The 17,677-nt window shown below is 60.0% G+C and carries 17 protein-coding genes; 13 read left to right on the forward strand and 4 right to left on the reverse strand.

Annotated features, from left to right (window positions below; genetic code table 11):
* The first annotated feature begins 71 nt into the window (after positions 1-71).
* Together argA and AB4O22_RS28210 are read left to right on the forward strand one after the other, a co-directional pair.
* Entirely contained in the window at positions 72-1,370 is a 1,299-nt protein-coding gene (gene argA, locus AB4O22_RS28205; protein WP_028237445.1) for an amino-acid N-acetyltransferase, read from the forward strand.
* 473 nt (positions 1,371-1,843) lie between these two features.
* On the forward strand, positions 1,844-3,166 hold the full coding sequence (locus AB4O22_RS28210; protein ID WP_460097639.1) for an OprD family porin: 1,323 nt from the start codon (positions 1,844-1,846) through the stop codon (positions 3,164-3,166).
* Between the two features lie 102 nt (positions 3,167-3,268).
* Here the strand turns inward: AB4O22_RS28210 and hepT are convergent, their stop codons facing one another.
* Positions 3,269-3,697, reverse strand: a complete 429-nt coding sequence (gene hepT / locus AB4O22_RS28215) for a type VII toxin-antitoxin system HepT family RNase toxin (protein ID WP_460097641.1) — start codon at positions 3,695-3,697, stop codon at positions 3,269-3,271.
* Positions 3,687-4,082: a type VII toxin-antitoxin system MntA family adenylyltransferase antitoxin gene (gene mntA, locus AB4O22_RS28220; RefSeq protein WP_460097642.1), complete on the reverse strand. Its 396-nt coding sequence runs from the start codon at positions 4,080-4,082 to the stop codon at positions 3,687-3,689. Before mntA ends, hepT begins: the two co-directional genes overlap by 11 nt.
* A gap of 336 nt (positions 4,083-4,418) precedes the next feature.
* Here mntA and AB4O22_RS28225 point away from each other — a divergent pair, with 336 nt between their 5' ends.
* From AB4O22_RS28225 to AB4O22_RS28255, 7 genes are all read left to right on the forward strand, one after another.
* Complete coding sequence (locus AB4O22_RS28225) at positions 4,419-5,057, forward strand: peroxiredoxin (protein WP_003206652.1); 639 nt, start codon at positions 4,419-4,421, stop codon at positions 5,055-5,057.
* Between the two features lie 309 nt (positions 5,058-5,366).
* Entirely contained in the window at positions 5,367-5,960 is a 594-nt protein-coding gene (gene ssuE, locus AB4O22_RS28230; RefSeq protein WP_460097643.1) for an NADPH-dependent FMN reductase, read from the forward strand.
* A gap of 91 nt (positions 5,961-6,051) precedes the next feature.
* Complete coding sequence (locus tag AB4O22_RS28235; RefSeq protein ID WP_057449497.1) at positions 6,052-7,017, forward strand: sulfonate ABC transporter substrate-binding protein; 966 nt, start codon at positions 6,052-6,054, stop codon at positions 7,015-7,017.
* 24 nt (positions 7,018-7,041) lie between these two features.
* Complete coding sequence (ssuD, locus tag AB4O22_RS28240) at positions 7,042-8,190, forward strand: FMNH2-dependent alkanesulfonate monooxygenase (protein ID WP_223472093.1); 1,149 nt, start codon at positions 7,042-7,044, stop codon at positions 8,188-8,190.
* Positions 8,191-8,197: 7 nt separating this feature from the next.
* Positions 8,198-8,980 carry an aliphatic sulfonate ABC transporter permease SsuC gene (gene ssuC / locus AB4O22_RS28245; RefSeq protein ID WP_223472094.1) on the forward strand — a complete coding sequence of 261 codons (783 nt, stop codon included), beginning with the start codon at positions 8,198-8,200 and terminating at the stop codon, positions 8,978-8,980.
* Complete coding sequence (gene ssuB, locus AB4O22_RS28250) at positions 8,977-9,783, forward strand: aliphatic sulfonates ABC transporter ATP-binding protein (RefSeq protein WP_460097645.1); 807 nt, start codon at positions 8,977-8,979, stop codon at positions 9,781-9,783. The genes ssuC and ssuB overlap by 4 nt, the downstream gene beginning before the upstream one ends.
* Positions 9,784-9,808: 25 nt before the next feature.
* Entirely contained in the window at positions 9,809-10,024 is a 216-nt protein-coding gene (locus tag AB4O22_RS28255) for a TOBE domain-containing protein (RefSeq protein WP_003177394.1), read from the forward strand.
* Positions 10,025-10,199: 175 nt separating this feature from the next.
* On the opposite strand, the gene AB4O22_RS28260 is transcribed toward AB4O22_RS28255, so the two are convergent.
* A complete protein-coding gene (locus AB4O22_RS28260; protein WP_003206643.1) occupies positions 10,200-10,832 on the reverse strand; it encodes a TetR/AcrR family transcriptional regulator in 633 nt (210 codons plus the stop codon).
* A gap of 292 nt (positions 10,833-11,124) precedes the next feature.
* Complete coding sequence (locus AB4O22_RS28265; protein WP_003177396.1) at positions 11,125-12,501, reverse strand: glutamine synthetase family protein; 1,377 nt, start codon at positions 12,499-12,501, stop codon at positions 11,125-11,127.
* A gap of 278 nt (positions 12,502-12,779) precedes the next feature.
* Between AB4O22_RS28265 and AB4O22_RS28270 the strand changes: the two genes are divergently transcribed.
* The 4 genes from AB4O22_RS28270 (at position 12,780) to AB4O22_RS28285 (ending at position 17,658) form a co-directional block, all read left to right on the forward strand.
* The gene (locus AB4O22_RS28270; protein WP_223472096.1) at positions 12,780-13,556 is read left to right on the forward strand and encodes a gamma-glutamyl-gamma-aminobutyrate hydrolase family protein; all 777 of its coding nucleotides are present in this window, start codon (positions 12,780-12,782) and stop codon (positions 13,554-13,556) included.
* Between the two features lie 40 nt (positions 13,557-13,596).
* Positions 13,597-14,955, forward strand: coding sequence for a glutamine synthetase family protein (locus AB4O22_RS28275; RefSeq protein WP_003206640.1), 1,359 nt, complete (start codon positions 13,597-13,599; stop codon positions 14,953-14,955).
* A gap of 58 nt (positions 14,956-15,013) precedes the next feature.
* Positions 15,014-16,378 (forward strand): aspartate aminotransferase family protein, encoded by a 1,365-nt coding sequence (locus AB4O22_RS28280; protein WP_013694499.1) that lies wholly within the window; start codon positions 15,014-15,016, stop codon positions 16,376-16,378.
* A 182-nt stretch (positions 16,379-16,560) separates the two neighbouring features.
* Complete coding sequence (locus tag AB4O22_RS28285; protein ID WP_013694498.1) at positions 16,561-17,658, forward strand: polyamine ABC transporter substrate-binding protein; 1,098 nt, start codon at positions 16,561-16,563, stop codon at positions 17,656-17,658.
* Positions 17,659-17,677: the final 19 nt, after the last annotated feature.

Raw genomic sequence — 17,677 nt, forward strand, 5'->3', positions numbered from 1 at the left:
CGATAACCACCAGCCCGTTGTGCGTTCTGTTTCGTCTTTTTTTGGCTGTTATTTATTACAGGTCCAGGTTCATGCCCGAGTACGTCAATTGGCTTCGTCACGCTTCGCCCTACATCAACGCCCACCGCGATTGCACCTTCATCGTCATGCTGCCCGGCGACGGGGTGGAACACCCTAATTTCGGCAACATCGTCCACGATCTGGTGCTGTTGCACAGCCTCGGCGTGCGCCTGGTGCTGGTCCATGGTTCGCGTCCGCAGATCGAGACCCGCCTCGCTGCACGGGGCCTCACTCCCCATTACCACCACGGCATGCGCATCACCGATGCCGCGACCCTGGAGTGTGTGATCGATGCGGTCGGCCAGTTGCGCATCGCCATCGAGGCCCGCCTGTCCATGGACATGGCGTCCTCGCCCATGCAGGGCTCGCGGCTGCGGGTCGCCAGCGGCAACCTGGTCACCGCGCGTCCCATCGGTGTGCTCGAGGGCGTGGATTATCACCACACCGGTGAAGTGCGCCGGGTCGATCGCAAGGGTATCAATCGCCTGCTGGACGAACGCTCCATCGTGCTGCTGTCGCCGTTGGGTTATTCGCCCACCGGCGAGATCTTCAACCTCGCCTGTGAAGACGTTGCCACCCGGGCAGCCATCGACCTGGCAGCCGACAAGCTGCTGTTGTTCGGTGCCGAGCAGGGGCTTATCGGTGAGGACGGGCGGCTGGTTCGCGAATTGCGCCCGCAACAGGTTCCGGGCCATATGCAACGCCTGGGCAGCGACTATCAGGCCGAACTGCTGGACGCGGCGGCCCAGGCCTGTCGTGGCGGGGTGGCGCGCAGCCATATCGTCAGCTATGCCGAGAACGGTGCGCTGCTGACCGAACTGTTCACCCGCGATGGCAGCGGTACGTTGGTGGCCCAGGAGCAATTCGAGGTGGTACGCGAAGCGGCCATTGAGGATGTTGGCGGCCTGCTGGACCTGATCAGTCCGCTGGAAGAGCAGGGGATCCTGGTGCGTCGCTCCCGCGAAGTGCTGGAGCGCGAGATCGAGCAGTTCAGCGTGGTCGAGCGCGAGGGCATGATCATCGCCTGCGCGGCGTTGTACCAGATTGCCGATTCGGACGCCGGGGAGCTGGCCTGCCTGGCCGTGAACCCGGAGTACCGCCACGGTGGCCGTGGCGATGAACTGCTGGAGCGGATCGAAACCCGGGCCCGCGCCCAGGGGCTCAAGACGCTGTTCGTGCTGACGACCCGGACTGCCCACTGGTTCCGTGAACGTGGCTTTGAACCCAGCAGTGTCGAGCGCCTGCCGGCGGCGCGGGCTTCGCTCTACAACTACCAGCGCAATTCGAAGATCTTCGAAAAATCCTTGTAAGCGTCCGTCGGAAAACTTGCCCTGCCGCGATCTTCTTGATTTCAGACAATGAGCAGCTAGTCTGGAACGCGTCAAGATCGCGGCATGCGCGAGCGGTCGAGAACAGGAATCGAAGGCGCAGGAGGCGCGCAAACACAGCTCGTCGCCAAGAATTCGCGGGTCTCGTAAATCCCCGACGAATCATCGTTCAGTAATTTCCTGCGTCGCCGATAAGTCATGTCACGGCCTGATGGTGCTGTGATGGCACTCATATGTCGAAACGAGCTGAAAACTGTTGAAACAATTCTTTTTGGAATTATAAAGAATCCATTATCCTGCGGGCCGGTGCAGAGGGGTTAGACCATAGTCGTAGTCATAAATGGTTACGATTGACTTGTCAGTCACGGTCTGGCGCTAATCGCGCATCCGCGGGATCCGGGCGTTCGATCCGGAACCAAAGACACACAAGAATTAGAAAACGAGAGGAGCGAAGCATGAACAAATCCACCTTGGCCCTGGCCGTGGCTGTTGGGGTTTTGGCGCAGCAGGCAGGCGCCGCCGGTTTTATCGAAGACAGCAAGGCTACCTTGGGTCTACGTAACTTCTATATCAACAATGACAACCGTGATTCGGCGGCGACCACTAACAAAGCTGAAGAATGGGGCCAGGGTTTTGACCTGCGCTTCACTTCCGGCTACACCCAAGGCACTGTCGGCTTCGGTATCGATGCCATTGGCCTGCTGGGTATCAAGTTGGATTCGGGCGGCGGTACCAACGGCGCCTCCAATAACAGCTACGGCGGCACTGTCTTCCCGAGCAAGTCCAACGGCGAAGCGGTGGATAACTTCTCCAGCCTGGGCCTGACCGCCAAGGCGAAGATCTCCCAGACCGAGCTGAAGCTGGGCACCCTGCAGCCAAAACTGCCGGTCATCGTGACCAACGATGGTCGTCTGCTGCCGCAAACCTTCCAGGGCGGCCAGATCACCTCGAACGAAATCAAGGACCTGACGCTCGTTGGCGGCCAGATCGAGCACGCCAAAGGTCGTAACTCCAGCAACAACGAGGAGTTGTCCATTGCCGGTGCTAACGGTCGTACTGCCAGCGGTCGCGACAGCAACAAGTTCATCTACGGCGGCGGTGACTATAAAATCACCAAGGACCTGACTGCCCAGTACTACTACGGCAACCTGGAAGACTTCTACAAGCAACACTTCCTGGGCCTGATCCACAACTGGGCCATCGGCCCGGGCGTACTGAAGTCCGACCTGCGTTATTTCAACAGCCGCAGCGACGGCGCCAATGGCCATGACTCCACCTACTACACCACTGGCTACTATGGCGGCAGCGTCACCAAGGGCAAGGTCGACAACAACCTGTACAGCGGTCTGTTCCTGTACACCGTTGCTGGTCACACCTTTGGTGGTGGTTACCAGGCGAGCAACGGCGACAGCGATTTCCCTTGGCTGAACCAGGGTGACGGTTCGTCGGCTTACCTGACCACCGACATGCAGATCGCCAAGTTCGCCCGTGCCGGTGAACGCACCTGGCAGGGTCGCTACTCGTACGACTTCGCCAAGCTCGGTGTACCTGGCCTGACCGCTGGCGTCATCTACCTGCGCGGTGACAACATTGATCACGCCACCGGTGATAAGACCGAGTGGGAACGTGACATCACTGTTGGCTACGTCGTACCGGAAGGTGCCCTGAAGAACGTTGGCGTCATGTGGAAAAACGCTACCTGGCGCAATGACATCCCAGGTCAGCGCGACCAGGATGAAAACCGCCTGATCGTCAGCTACTCGATCCCGCTGCTGTAAGCAACGCGCTCGCGTAACGAAAAAAAGCCCCGCCCGGCAGCACACCGGGCGGGGCTTTTGCGTTTTTGGGGACGCGAGAGGGTTCTTTTAGCGTTCCCGCCGCTATGGTGCAGACTCCGCCGCGTCCTTACGCAGGATGAATGTGCTGAATGCAAGAAAATCATCCAGATGTCCGGTAATGATCGCAACCATGATCGGCAACTGCAGGGCTTGGTAGTCATGCACAGCGATATTCCTGAAGCCCACCATGTTCTTCAGGTTTTTCACCAGGTCTTCTTCCACCCAGCCACCTTGAAAAAGCAACTCGAATGTATCGCGGGCACTTTGCGGGACCCCCAATCGCTCACGTCGAATCAAATGCTGTCCCATGTCCAGTGCCGCTTCGCACGCACGCTGGATGTTCAGGACGGCCGAATCCTGGCGAGTGAAATCGGTGGCAAACGTAGCGGGATCTTTCTCGTATTCCTCCCGCACCCTGGCGACGCAACGCTCGATACTCGCTGCTTTATTGATCAGTACGTCATCGGCCATACACGCTGCCTTCTTCCTGAATATCCTTGAGCAATCCCGCTCGGGCTTCATCGAGAGCGGTTTTTTCGCTGAGAATAAAACACTCGAACAACCCCGCCTGTACGTCTCTGGCCCAGAGCCTCTGACCTCGGGTCACGATCTGGTATTGCATGATGGTGGTTGTCGCGCGTAGATCGATCAGATCCACCGGACTGCCCGCGATATCCGCCAAATCACCTGAAAGCTGCCATAACGACACAGGATCGACTTCGCCGGACAAAAGCACAGCCAGATCGACATCGCTGTCAGGCCCGGCGGTTCCCTGTGCATGGCTACCGAACAGGTAAACCGCCAGCAGTCCAGGGAGGTGGTTTTGCAGATGAGTCAACAAGGCTTGAGTGTTCATGTTGCCTATCCTAGCCGCTCGTCCTGAAATCGCGTCAATAATTTCCGTAATGTGAACACAAAACAAAAAAAGCCCCACCCGGCTACACGCCGGGTGGGGCTTTTGCGTTTTCGAGTCAGGCCCACCCCTGTAGCCCTCCTCGAAACTTCTCCTCTTTTCAGCAACTCGAGGCCTTCTCGAACCTCGCTGGCGATCTTGTGCCGGTATGCGGAATCGCGCCAGTGAACAGTTTTTTATATTCACTATCGATCTAGATAAATGGATATTTATTCTTTTTAAAGCAAACGAAACCGGTGCAAAGTTGGGCTCACAACAACCTCATCCAGGAGCCGCACCATGAGCCTCAGACTCGGCGACATCGCCCCCGACTTCGAACAGGATTCCAGCGCCGGCAAGATTCGCTTCCACGAATGGCTCGGCGACAGCTGGGGCGTGCTGTTTTCCCACCCGGCGGACTTCACCCCGGTGTGCACCACCGAGTTGGGCCTGACCGCCAAGCTCAAGGACGAGTTCGCAAAGCGCGGCGTCAAGGCCATTGCCCTCTCGGTCGACCCGGTGGACTCGCACCACAAGTGGATCGAGGACATCAACGAGACCCAGAACGCCGTGGTCAATTTTCCGATCCTGGCTGATGCCGATCGTAAGGTGTCGGATCTGTACGACCTGATCCATCCCAACGCCAGCGACACTTTGACTGTGCGTTCCTTGTTCGTGATCGACCCGAACAAGAAGATCCGCCTGACCATCACCTACCCAGCCAGCACCGGGCGCAATTTCAATGAGATCCTGCGGGTGATCGACTCCCTCCAATTGACCGACAACTACAAAGTCGCCACCCCGGCGAACTGGCAGGACGGTGATGAAGTGGTGATCGTGCCGTCGCTCAAGGATGAAGAGGAACTCAAACAGCGCTTTCCCAAGGGCTATCGCGCTGTGAAACCTTACCTGCGCCTGACCCCGCAGCCCAACCGCTGACGCACACCCGACCTGAACCTGTGGGAGCGAGCTTGCTCGCGATGGCGTCGGATCTGCCAACGTCGATGTCGACTGATACACCGCTATCGCGAGCAAGCTCGCTCCCACAGGGGATTTCTGCGCACCAAGGGTTTTGGCCGTTTCGACGGCCTTTTTTTATTGCTTAAGGAAAGCGAATTACATATCTCTTAATTGCATAACCAAATGAATAAATATGATTTAAAGATATATTGATCCCCTGTTATGGTTTGACCCATACAGCGAGATCGCCCACCGCGAATCGCACGTGACAGTTAAGGAATAGCAGGCATGTTGGTCGTCTCACTCGGTGGCAGTCCCAGCCAACGCTCCCGCTCCGGGGTGCTGCTGGAGCGGTCGCAACGCTGGTTGCAGCAGCAAGGTGTGGAAGTGGTGAGCTATCAGGTGCGCGATTTTCCGGCCGAAGATCTGCTCCATGCCCGTTTCGACAGCCCGAAGGTGATCGACCTGCTCCAGCAGATCGAAAATGCCGACGGCCTGTTGATCGCCACGCCGGTGTACAAGGCGTCTTTTTCCGGTGCGCTGAAGACCGTGCTGGACCTGCTGCCTGAACGCGCCCTGGCCCATAAAGTGGTGTTGCCGATGGCAACCGGCGGCAGCATCGCCCACATGCTGGCGGTGGATTACGCCCTCAAACCAGTGTTGTCGGCGCTCAAGGCCCAGGAAATGCTCCACGGGATCTTTGCCGAAGACAGCCAGATCGCTTATGGCGAAGGCAGCGCCCAGGCGCAATTGGCACCGGCCCTGCAACAGCGCCTGGACGAGGCGCTGGAACAGTTTTTCAGCGCCATGGCCCGTCGGCCCAGGCCGCTGGACCCCAGTGTATTGAACGAACGTTTGTTGAGTGCTCGCTGGAGCATTTGACCCCCCGAACACCCTGATTCAACTCACCTTACTCAGCCGCCAACGGCCCAGCAGGTGCAGCCAAAACCCCACAGCAAAAAGGAGAGGCGCCATGCGCACTGTCATTTTGCGTCGCGGGCTGGTCGCTCTGTTTGCTGCGGCTGTGTCCCTCGGCGTCATTACTCAAGCTCAAGCCGAGACCTTGCGGATCGGTTATCAGAAATACGGCACCCTGGTGCTGCTCAAGGCCAAGGGAACATTGGAAAAACGCCTCGCCGCCCAAGGCGTGGACGTGCAATGGACCGAGTTCCCCGGCGGCCCGCAGCTGCTTGAAGGCTTGAACGTCGGCTCCATCGACTTTGGCGTGACCGGTGAAACCCCGCCGGTGTTTGCCCAGGCTGCAGGCGCCGACCTGCTTTATGTCGCCTACGAACCGCCGGCGCCCACCAGCGAGGCGATCCTGGTGCCCAAAGGCTCGGCGATCCAGTCGGTGCAAGACCTCAAGGGCAAGAAAGTCGTGCTGAACAAAGGCTCCAATGTCCACTACCTGTTGGTACGGGCGCTGGAAGATGCCGGCCTGAAGTATTCCGATATCCAGACCGTCTTCCTGCCGCCGGCCGACGCCCGCGCCGCGTTCGAGCGGGGCAGCGTCGACGCCTGGGTGATCTGGGATCCGTACCAGGCTGCCGCCGAACAGCAGTTGCAGGCGCGCACCCTGCGTGACGGCAAAGGCATCGTCGACAACCACCAGTTCTACCTCGCCACCAAACCCTATGCGCAAAAAAATCCCCAGGTCATCACGACGCTGGTGGAAGAAGTGCGCGCAGTGGGGGAGTGGTCCAAGGCCAATCCTGACGACGTGACCAAGCAAGTCTCGCCGCTGCTTGGCCTACCGGCGGATATCACCCTGACGGCGGTGAAGCGCCAAGGCTACGGGGCGTTGTTCCTCACGCCGGAGGTGGTGGCGGCGCAGCAGAAAATCGCCGACAGCTTCTATCAGCTCAAATTGATCCCCAAACCCTTGAGCATCAAGGACGTGATCTGGACGCCGCCAGCGGCCGTTGCGAACGCGCAGTAATTCGATCCCTTAGGAGACCACTCCATGAGCCTCAATATTTTCTGGTTCCTGCCTACCCACGGCGACGGCCATTACCTTGGCACTGCCGAAGGCGCCCGCGCCGTCGATCACGGTTACCTGCAACAAGTCGCCCAGGCGGCGGATCGACTGGGTTTCGGCGGTGTGCTGATCCCCACCGGGCGTTCCTGCGAAGACTCCTGGCTGGTGGCCGCTTCGTTGATTCCGGTGACCCAGCGCCTGAAATTTCTCGTTGCCCTGCGCCCCGGGATCATTTCCCCGACGGTGGCTGCGCGTCAGGCCGCGACCCTCGATCGGTTGTCCGGCGGACGTGCGCTGTTCAACCTGGTGACCGGTGGCGACCCGGATGAGTTGGCCGGCGATGGCCTGTTCCTCGACCACGAGCAACGCTACCAGGCGTCAGTGGAATTCACCCGCATCTGGCGCCGGGTGCTGGAAGGCGAAACCGTGGATTACGACGGTGAGCACATCAGTGTGAAGGGCGCCAAGCTGCTCTATCCACCGATCCAGCAACCGCGTCCGCCGCTGTATTTCGGTGGCTCGTCGCAAGCCGCCCAGGACTTGGCAGCCGAGCAGGTGGAAATGGTGCTGACCTGGGGCGAGCCGCCCGCAGCCGTGGCGGAAAAGATCGAACAAGTACGGGCCAAGGCTGCGAAATTGGGGCGCACGGTACGTTTCGGCATCCGCCTGCATGTGATCGTGCGGGAAACCAACGCCGAAGCCTGGCAAGCGGCCGACCGGCTGATTTCCCACCTGGACGACGACACCATTGCCCGTGCCCAGGCGTCCCTGGCGCGCTTCGACTCGGTGGGTCAGCAACGCATGGCCGCCCTGCACGGTGGCCGTCGCGACAAGCTGGAAGTCAGCCCCAACCTCTGGGCCGGCGTCGGCCTGGTTCGCGGCGGTGCCGGTACGGCGCTGGTGGGCGATGGCCCGACCGTGGCGGCGCGGGTCAAGGAGTACGCCGATCTTGGCATCGACACCTTTATCTTCTCCGGTTATCCACACCTGGAAGAGTCCTATCGCGTGGCGGAACTGTTGTTCCCCCACCTGGACGTGGAGCGTCCGGAGTTGCCCAGGAGCCAGGGCTATGTGAGCCCGTTCGGTGAAATGGTCGCCAACGATATTCTTCCCAAAGCCGCGTCCCAGAGTTGAGGCGGCCATGAAGAAAATCATCCACAACCTCACGCCCTGGGCGGTGCCGCTGCTGTTGCTGGCGGTATGGCAACTGTCGGTATCGGCCGGTTGGTTATCCACGCGGATCCTGCCGGCACCCGTGGCCGTGATCGAGGCCGGGGTCAATCTGGTGCGCAGCGGCGAGATCTGGACGCACCTGGCGATCAGCGGTTGGCGCGCAGCGGTGGGCTTTCTGATCGGCGGTGGCATCGGCCTGGCCCTGGGCTTCATCACCGGCTTGTCGAAGTGGGGCGAACGCCTGTTGGACAGTTCCGTGCAAATGCTCCGGAACATCCCGCACCTGGCGCTGATTCCGTTGGTGATCCTGTGGTTTGGCATCGATGAGTCGGCGAAGATTTTCCTGGTGGCGCTGGGCACGTTGTTCCCGATCTACCTCAACACCTACCACGGCATTCGCAACGTCGATCCGGCGCTGGTGGAAATGTCCCGCAGCTACGGTTTATCTGGCTTGCGCCTGTTTCGCCAGGTGATCCTGCCGGGCGCCTTGCCTTCGATCCTGGTGGGCGTGCGCTTTGCCCTGGGGTTCATGTGGCTGACGCTGATCGTGGCGGAAACTATCTCGGCCAGCTCCGGCATCGGTTATCTGGCAATGAATGCCCGGGAGTTCCTGCAGACCGATGTGGTGGTGCTGGCGATTCTCCTGTACGCCGTGCTGGGCAAATTGGCCGACCTTGCCGCCCGTGGGCTTGAGCGGGTCTGGCTGCGCTGGCACCCGGCCTACCAAGTGAACAAGGGAGGTGCCGCATGACCGCCCAACAACCTCCGCGCCTGCTGCGTGGCATCCCGCTGGCAGTGCGCAAGCTGCAAAAAACCTTCGGCACGCGCCAGGTGTTGCGCGACATCGACCTGCATATCCCGGCCGGGCAGTTCGTAGCCGTGGTCGGTCGCAGTGGCTGTGGAAAAAGTACGTTGCTGCGGTTGCTGGCCGGTCTCGATCAGCCTACCGATGGGCAACTGTTGGCGGGCTCGGCAGCGTTGAGTGCCGCGCAACAGGACACGCGGTTGATGTTCCAGGAAGCGCGTTTGCTGCCCTGGAAAAAAGTCATCGACAACGTCGGCCTTGGACTAAAGGGCAACTGGTGCCCGCAGGCGCTGCAGGCACTGGAAGCCGTCGGCTTGGCCGACCGTGCCCATGAGTGGCCGGCGGCGCTGTCCGGCGGGCAGAAACAACGAGTGGCCCTGGCCCGCGCGCTGATTCATCAGCCACGCCTGCTGCTGCTCGACGAACCCTTGGGGGCGCTGGACGCACTGACCCGCATCGAGATGCAGCAACTGATCGAAAACCTCTGGCAGCAGCACGGCTTCACGGTGTTGCTGGTGACCCACGACGTCAGCGAGGCGGTAGCGATTGCCGATCGGGTGATCCTGATCGAGGACGGCCAGATCGGCCTTGACCTGTCCATCGACCTGCCACGCCCACGGGCTCGCGGCTCTCATCGCCTGGCGAGCCTGGAAACCGAAGTCCTCAACCGTGTGCTGTCCTTGCCCGGCCAACCGCCGGAACCGGAACCCGTTTCACCCTTGCCCACGCAATTGCGTTGGGCGCAATAACCTCATCCAGACAGGAATCGACACCATGACTATCAAAGCCATCAACGTACGCAACCAGTTCAAAGGCACCATCAAGGAAATCGTCGAAGGCGACGTGTTGTCGGAAATCGACGTGCAGACCGCGTCGGGCATCGTCACTTCGGTCATCACCACCCGCTCGGTCAAGGAGCTGGAACTGGCGATCGGCAGCGAAGTGATCGCCTTCGTCAAATCCACCGAGGTGTCTATCGCCAAGTTGTGAGCGATGCTTGACCCACAGCCCCGGACGGCGTGAGCCCTTCGGGGCTTATCGTTCCCACGCTCTGCGTGGGAATGCCTCTACGGACACACCGCGTTCGGCTCTTGGGGACGCGGAGCGTCCCTGGCTGCATGCCCACGCAGAGCGTGGGAACGATCAACACTAGGCGTGGGAACGATCAAGCGGAGCGCTTGGGCAGATACGGTGGCAGATACAGCCCCAGGTACGCATCGAACACCCGCATGCCTTCCTCGGCCATGCGCGGGGTGATCTGGCCGTGTTGTTGTACCGAGCGGGCGTAGACGCGGTCGCCCAGTTCCATGGCCAGGGCGAACACGTCGACGTCGCTGGGCAAGGTCGGCAGTTCGAAATGGTGGTTGAACACCTTATGCATCAGGTCGCCCAGCTCGAGGTCGTGCTGGCGGTCGGCCTGGGTGACTTCGGTCAGGCCGTGCTGGGCCAGGATCAGTTGGCGGGCGGCGGCGTCCTGGCTATAGATGGTGAGCATGCGCTGTTCCACCAGCCGTGACAGATCGTGCCAGTGGTTCAACGCCGCATGATCGATCGGTGCTTGCAGGCAGGCGCGAAAGGCGGCGTGGACGTCGGCGGTCAGGGCTTCGAGCAGGGCCGGGACACTGGCGAAGAAGTGGTACACGGAAGAAGGCGGGATCCCGGCACGTTCGGCGACGCTGTAGATCGACAGGCTGGCCACGCCTTCGGCGGCAAGCAGTGTACGGGCGGCATCAAGAATGGTGTCGATCCGGGCCTGGCTGCGTGCGCGGGGTTTGCGGGGGGTGGCGATGCGCGTCATGGACGTCTCCTGCGGGGCTGCCGGGCATTGTACGAGTCGGGTCCTGTGTTGTCTGCCAGGTCGTCATCGCGGGCAAGCCTTGCTCCCACAGGGAACTGTGATAAATCTGGCTCAGGTGGTTCACCAAAACTCCCACAGGAACTGTGATGAACCTGGCTCAGGTGGTTACCACAGATCCAATGTGGGAGCTGAGCTTGCTCGCGATCCGCCGAAGGCGGCCATCCAACCAGCATCCATAAAAAACGCCGCACCCCTTTAAGGGCCGCGGCGTTATTTTTTTACTGCAACCCGCTTACACGGTATGCAGGTACCAGTTGTACTCGAGGTCGGAGATGGAGTGTTCGAACTCTTCCAGCTCGCTCTCCTTGCAGGCTACGAAGATATCGATGTATTTCGGGTCGATGTACTTGGCCATGACTTCGCTGTCGTCCAGCTCGCGCAGGGCATCGCGCAAGTTGTTCGGCAGGCTTTGCTCGTTCTGCTCGTAGCTGTTGCCTTCCACCGGCGCACCGGGCTCGATCTTGTTGGTCAGGCCATGGTGTACGCCCGCCAGCACGGCGGCCATCAGCAGATAGGGGTTGGCATCGGCGCCGGCGACGCGGTGTTCCAGGCGCACGGCATCGGCCGAACCGGTAGGGACGCGCAAGGCCACGGTGCGGTTGTCCAGGCCCCAGGTCGGCGAGTTCGGCACGTAGAACTGTGCGCCGAAACGACGGTAGGAGTTGACGTTCGGGCAGAGGAAAGCCATCTGCGCGGGCAGGGTCTCGAGCACACCGCCGATCGCGTGACGCAGTGCGGCGTTCTGCTCGGGATCCTCGCTGGCAAAAATATTCTTGCCATCTTTATCAAGAATCGAGATGTGGACGTGCAGACCATTACCCGCCTGGCCCGGATAAGGCTTGGCCATGAAGGTGGTGTCCATTTCATGGTCGTAGGCGATGTTCTTGATCAGACGCTTGAGCAGGACCGCATAGTCGCAGGCCTTGATCGGGTCGGCCACGTGGTGCAGGTTCACTTCGAACTGCGCCGGGGCACTTTCCTTGACGATGGCGTCGGCGGGAATGCCTTGCTCCTTGGCCCCTTCCAGAATGTCCTGGAGGCAATCGACGTATTCGTCGAGGTCATCGATCAGGTAGACCTGGGTCGAATGCGGGCGTTTGCCGGAGATCGGCGAGCGGGGCGGTTGTGGGCGTCCATTCACGTTCTCCTGGTCGATCAGGTAGAACTCCAGCTCGAATGCGGCGCAGATGGTCAGGCCCAGTTCATCGAACTTGGTCACGACTTGGCGCAGGACTTCACGCGGGTCGGCGAAGAAAGGCTCGCCTTCGAGTTCGTGCATGGTCATCAACAGTTGCGCAGTGGGACGCTTCTGCCAAGGTTCGTTGCACAGGGTGTCAGGGATTGGATAGCAGATCCGGTCGGCATCGCCGATGTCCAGACCCAGGCCGGTGCTTTCCACCGTAGAGCCGTTGATATCCAGGGCAAATAAAGAGGCCGGCAGGTTGATGCCTTTCTCGTAAACCTTGTGGAGGCTGGTGCGTTCTATGCGCTTGCCGCGCACCACACCATTCATATCCGCAATCAGAAGGTCAACGTACAGAACCTCAGGATGTTCCTTAAGGAACGCGTTCGCTTCGTTAAGCTGAACGGCACGCGGGGGTACCGACATGATGCAACACCTTTGTTGTTAAAAATATCAATCATTGATCTCTTCGAAAGCCAGTCAACCCGAACGGCATGCCGAAGTCAAGCAGGGCCTTTTTTGCCCTAAAAAAGCACCTTCAGGGCTTTTTTGAGGCAATTTAGGGCGTTTTTTTCCCTTTAAGGGTCTTGGCGCCCGCGGGCTTGAGCGGGCCGTGTTGTATTTTTTACGGGGGTGTTGTGTAAAAAAATGAACAAGGCTAAGCTCGATTCAAACCCATAACAGCAATAATACCGGGGTGCTTCATGTCTCGCCTGCCGTTAATCGGCGTCACCACCTGCTCCAGGCAGATTGGTCTGCATGCTTATCACATCAGTGGCGATAAATATTCCCGGGCTGTCGCGACAGCCGCCAAGGGCCTGCCCGTGCTGCTCCCGTCCCTGGCGGATCTGCTCCCACCGTCCGATATTCTGGACGCTCTGGACGGCATTCTCTTTACCGGCTCTCCTTCCAATGTAGAACCTTTTCATTACCAGGGCCCGCCCAGTGCGCCAGGCACTGCTCATGATCCTGCACGGGACGCCACCACCTTGCCGCTGATCCGCGCCGCTGTCGAGGCGGGCATCCCGGTGCTGGGCATTTGCCGTGGTTTCCAGGAGATGAACGTAGCCTTTGGCGGCAGCCTGCATCAGAAAGTTCATGAAGTCGGAACGTTCATTGATCATCGTGAAGACGATACTCAAGCGGTGGATGTTCAATACGGCCCTGCCCACGCCGTGCATATCCAGCCTGGCGGTGTACTGGCAGGGCTGGGGCTGCCCCAGCTAATAGAGGTCAACTCGATCCACAGCCAGGGCATCGAGCGCCTGGCACCTGGGTTGCGGGCCGAAGCGGTGGCCCCCGATGGCCTGATCGAGGCTATTTCGGTGCCAGAAGGCAAGGCTTTTGCTTTAGGTGTGCAATGGCACCCCGAATGGGAGGTAAGCTCTAACCCGCACTACCTTGCGATTTTCCAGGCATTTGGCGATGCCTGCCGAGCAAGGGCAATACAACGCGACGCCGATGCGTCAAACAACGCCTGACGACTAATAGCAGTCAGGAAACTCACGCCTAGAGGCATTTATGAGTAACAACCTCGACCAGCTCACCGATTGGTTGAAAGACCACAAGATCACAGAAGTCGAATGCATGATTGGCGACCTCACCGGTATCACCCGGGGCAAGATCTCGCCGACCAACAAGTTCATTGCCGAGAAAGGCATGCGCCTGCCCGAGAGCGTTCTGCTCCAGACCGTTACGGGCGACTATGTCGAAGACGACATCTATTACGAACTGCTCGACCCCGCCGACATCGACATGATCTGTCGCCCGGACGAGAACGCAGTCTTCCTTGTGCCCTGGGCCATCGAGCCCACTGCCCAGGTCATCCACGACGCCTACGACAAGCAGGGCAACCCCATCGAGCTGTCGCCGCGCAACGTGCTCAAGAAAGTACTCAAGCTCTACGCCGACAAGGGTTGGCAGCCGATCGTCGCGCCGGAAATGGAGTTCTACCTGACCAAGCGCAGCGACGACCCGGACTTTCCGCTGCAACCGCCTATTGGCCGCTCCGGACGCCCGGAAACCGGCCGCCAGTCATTCTCGATCGAAGCGGCCAACGAATTCGATCCGCTGTTCGAAGACGTCTACGACTGGTGCGAACTGCAGGAACTGGACCTCGATACCCTGATCCACGAGGACGGCACGGCGCAGATGGAAATCAATTTCCGTCATGGCGATGCCCTGTCCCTGGCCGACCAGATCCTGGTATTCAAGCGCACCATGCGCGAAGCGGCACTCAAGCACGACGTGGCTGCCACCTTCATGGCCAAGCCCATGACCGGCGAGCCGGGCAGTGCGATGCACCTGCACCAGAGCATCATCGACAAGGAAACTGGCAAGAACGTCTTCTCCAATGAAGACGGGACCATGAGCGATCTGTTCCTGCATCACATCGGTGGCCTGCAGAAATTCATCCCCGAGCTGTTGCCGCTGTTCGCCCCCAACGTCAACTCGTTCCGTCGCTTCCTGCCGGACACGTCGGCGCCGGTGAACGTGGAGTGGGGCGAAGAGAACCGCACCGTGGGCCTGCGCGTGCCGGATGCCGGGCCGCAGAACCGGCGGGTGGAAAACCGCTTGCCGGGCGCCGATGCCAACCCGTACCTGGCGATTGCCGCCAGCCTGCTGTGTGGCTTCATCGGCATGGTCGAAGGCATCAACCCGAGCGCGCCGGTGGTGGGCCGAGGCTACGAACGCCGCAACCTGCGTTTGCCGCTGACCATCGAAGACGCCCTGGAACGCATGGAAAACAGCACCACCATCGAGAAATACCTGGGCAAGAAATTCATCACAGGCTACGTCGCGGTCAAGCGGGCCGAGCATGAAAACTTCAAGCGCGTCATCAGTTCGTGGGAGCGGGAATTCCTGCTCTTTGCCGTCTGAAGCGCCGGGCGAGGCTGCTTCAGGCAGCTTCGCCCTCACCGATAAAAGGAGAATTGGCATGACCCGCAACAACCCGCAAACCCGTGAATGGCAGGCCCTGAGCAACGATCACCACCTGGCGCCGTTCAGTGACTTCAAGCAGCTCAAAGAGAAAGGCCCGCGCATCATCACCCACGCCAAGGGTGTCTACCTCTGGGACAGTGAAGGCAACAAGATCCTCGACGGCATGGCCGGCCTCTGGTGTGTGGCCGTCGGTTATGGCCGCGAGGAACTGGCCGATGCCGCCAGCCAACAGATGCGCGAGCTGCCGTACTACAACCTGTTCTTCCAGACCGCCCACCCGCCGGTGCTGGAATTGTCCAAAGCCATCGCCGACATCGCCCCTGAAGGCATGAACCACGTGTTCTTCACCGGTTCCGGCTCCGAGGGCAACGACACCATGCTGCGGATGGTCCGCCACTATTGGGCGATCAAGGGCCAGCCGAACAAGAAAGTCATCATCAGCCGCAAGAACGGTTATCACGGTTCGACCGTGGCCGGCGCGAGCCTGGGCGGCATGACCTATATGCACGAGCAAGGCGACCTGCCGATCCCGGGCATTGTCCACATCGCCCAACCTTATTGGTTCGGTGAAGGCGGCGACATGAGCCCCGAAGAGTTCGGTGTGTGGGCGGCCAACCAGTTGGAAGAAAAGATCCTGGAGCTCGGCGTGGACAACGTCGGCGCCTTCATCGCCGAGCCGATCCAGGGCGCCGGTGGTGTGATCGTGCCGCCGGACAGCTACTGGCCGCGCATGAAGGAAATCCTCGCCAAGTACGACATCCTGTTCGTGGCCGACGAAGTGATCTGTGGCTTCGGTCGTACCGGTGAGTGGTTCGGTACCGACTATTACGGGTTGAAACCGCACATGATGACCATCGCCAAGGGCCTGACCTCCGGCTACATCCCCATGGGCGGGCTGATCGTGCGTGACGACGTGGTCGCGGTGCTCAACGAAGGCGGCGACTTCAACCACGGGTTTACCTATTCCGGTCATCCGGTAGCCGCGGCAGTGGCCCTGGAAAACATCCGCATCCTGCGCGACGAAAAGATCATCGAGCGCGTCCATGCTGAAACGGCACCCTATTTGCAGAAACGTTTGCGGGAACTGAACGATCATCCGCTGGTGGGTGAAGTGCGCGGTGTCGGTTTGCTGGGGGCGATCGAGCTGGTTCAGGACAAGGCCACGCGCAAGCGCTACGAAGGCAAGGGTGTGGGCATGATCTGCCGGCAGTTCTGCTTCGATAACGGGCTGATCATGCGCGCGGTGGGCGACACAATGATCATTGCGCCGCCGCTGGTGATCAGCAAGGCCGAGATCGATGAATTGGTGACCAAGGCGCGGCAGTGCCTGGACCTGACGCTCAGTGCGTTGCAAGGCTAAGTGCTAGGCTCTGAGCGAGGTGCCTGCAAGGGCCTCGCCCAGCGAGAATAAAAGGCTGGGCTTGTGTTGAAAGCCTGGCCTGTAACTTGCCAGACTACCGGCTGTTCAAGTTGCCCGCGAGCCGGCTACTGAACTGTGGCTAAGAAGAATAACTGGAGCATTTTTTCATGAAGGCATTAGGTATGAAGATAGCTGGCAAGACCCTCCTCGCCATGTCCCTGATGGGCGTGATGGCGGGCGCTGTTCAGGCGGACGACAAAGTGCTGCACGTCTATAACTGGTCCGACTACATTGCGCCGGATACCGTCGCCAAGTTCGAGAAAGAATCGGGGATCAAAGTCGTCTACGACGTGTTCGACAGCAACGAAACCCTGGAAGCCAAGTTGCTGGCCGGCAAGTCCGGTTATGACATCGTGGTGCCGTCGAACAACTTCCTGGCCAAGCAGATCAAGGCCGGGGTCTACCAGAAACTCGACAAGTCCAAGTTGCCCAACTGGAAAAACCTGAACACCGACCTGCTCAAGGCCGTTTCCGTGAGCGACCCGGGCAACGAGCACGCCTTCCCGTACATGTGGGGTTCGATCGGCATTGGTTTCAACGCCGAGAAGGTCAAGGCGGCCCTGGGTGCCGACGCGCCGACCAACTCGTGGGACCTGCTGTTCAAGCCGGAAAACGCGGCCAAGCTGAAATCCTGCGGTATCAGCTTCCTCGACTCGCCGACCGAGATGATCCCGGTGGCACTGCACTACCTGGGCTACCCGACCGACAGCCAGGACAAGAAACAACTGGCTGAAGCCGAGGCGCTGTTCCTCAAGATCCGTCCTTCGATCGGCTACTTCCACTCCTCCAAGTACATCTCCGACCTGGCCAACGGCAACATCTGCGTAGCGGTCGGCTACTCGGGCGACATCTACCAGGCCAAGTCCCGTGCGGCCGAAGCCGGCGGCAAGGTTAAAGTCAGCTACAACATTCCGAAGGAAGGTGCTGGCAGCTTCTTCGACATGGTCGCCATCCCCAAGGATGCCGAGAACGTCGAGGGTGCCTACAAGTTCATGACCTTCCTGCAGAAACCGGAAATCATGGCTGAAATCACCGATACCGTGAGCTTCCCGAACGGCAACGCGGCCTCTACGCCGCTGGTCAACAAGGAAATCACCAGCGACCCGGGCATCTACCCGCCGGCAGACGTGCAAGCCAAGCTTTACGCGATTGCCGACCTGCCAGCCGCGACCCAGCGGATCATGACCCGCAGCTGGACCAAGATCAAATCCGGTAAATAAGCCGGCCTGAAGCGTCTTC

The sequence above is a fragment of the Pseudomonas sp. S3_B11 genome, assembly GCF_054667715.1.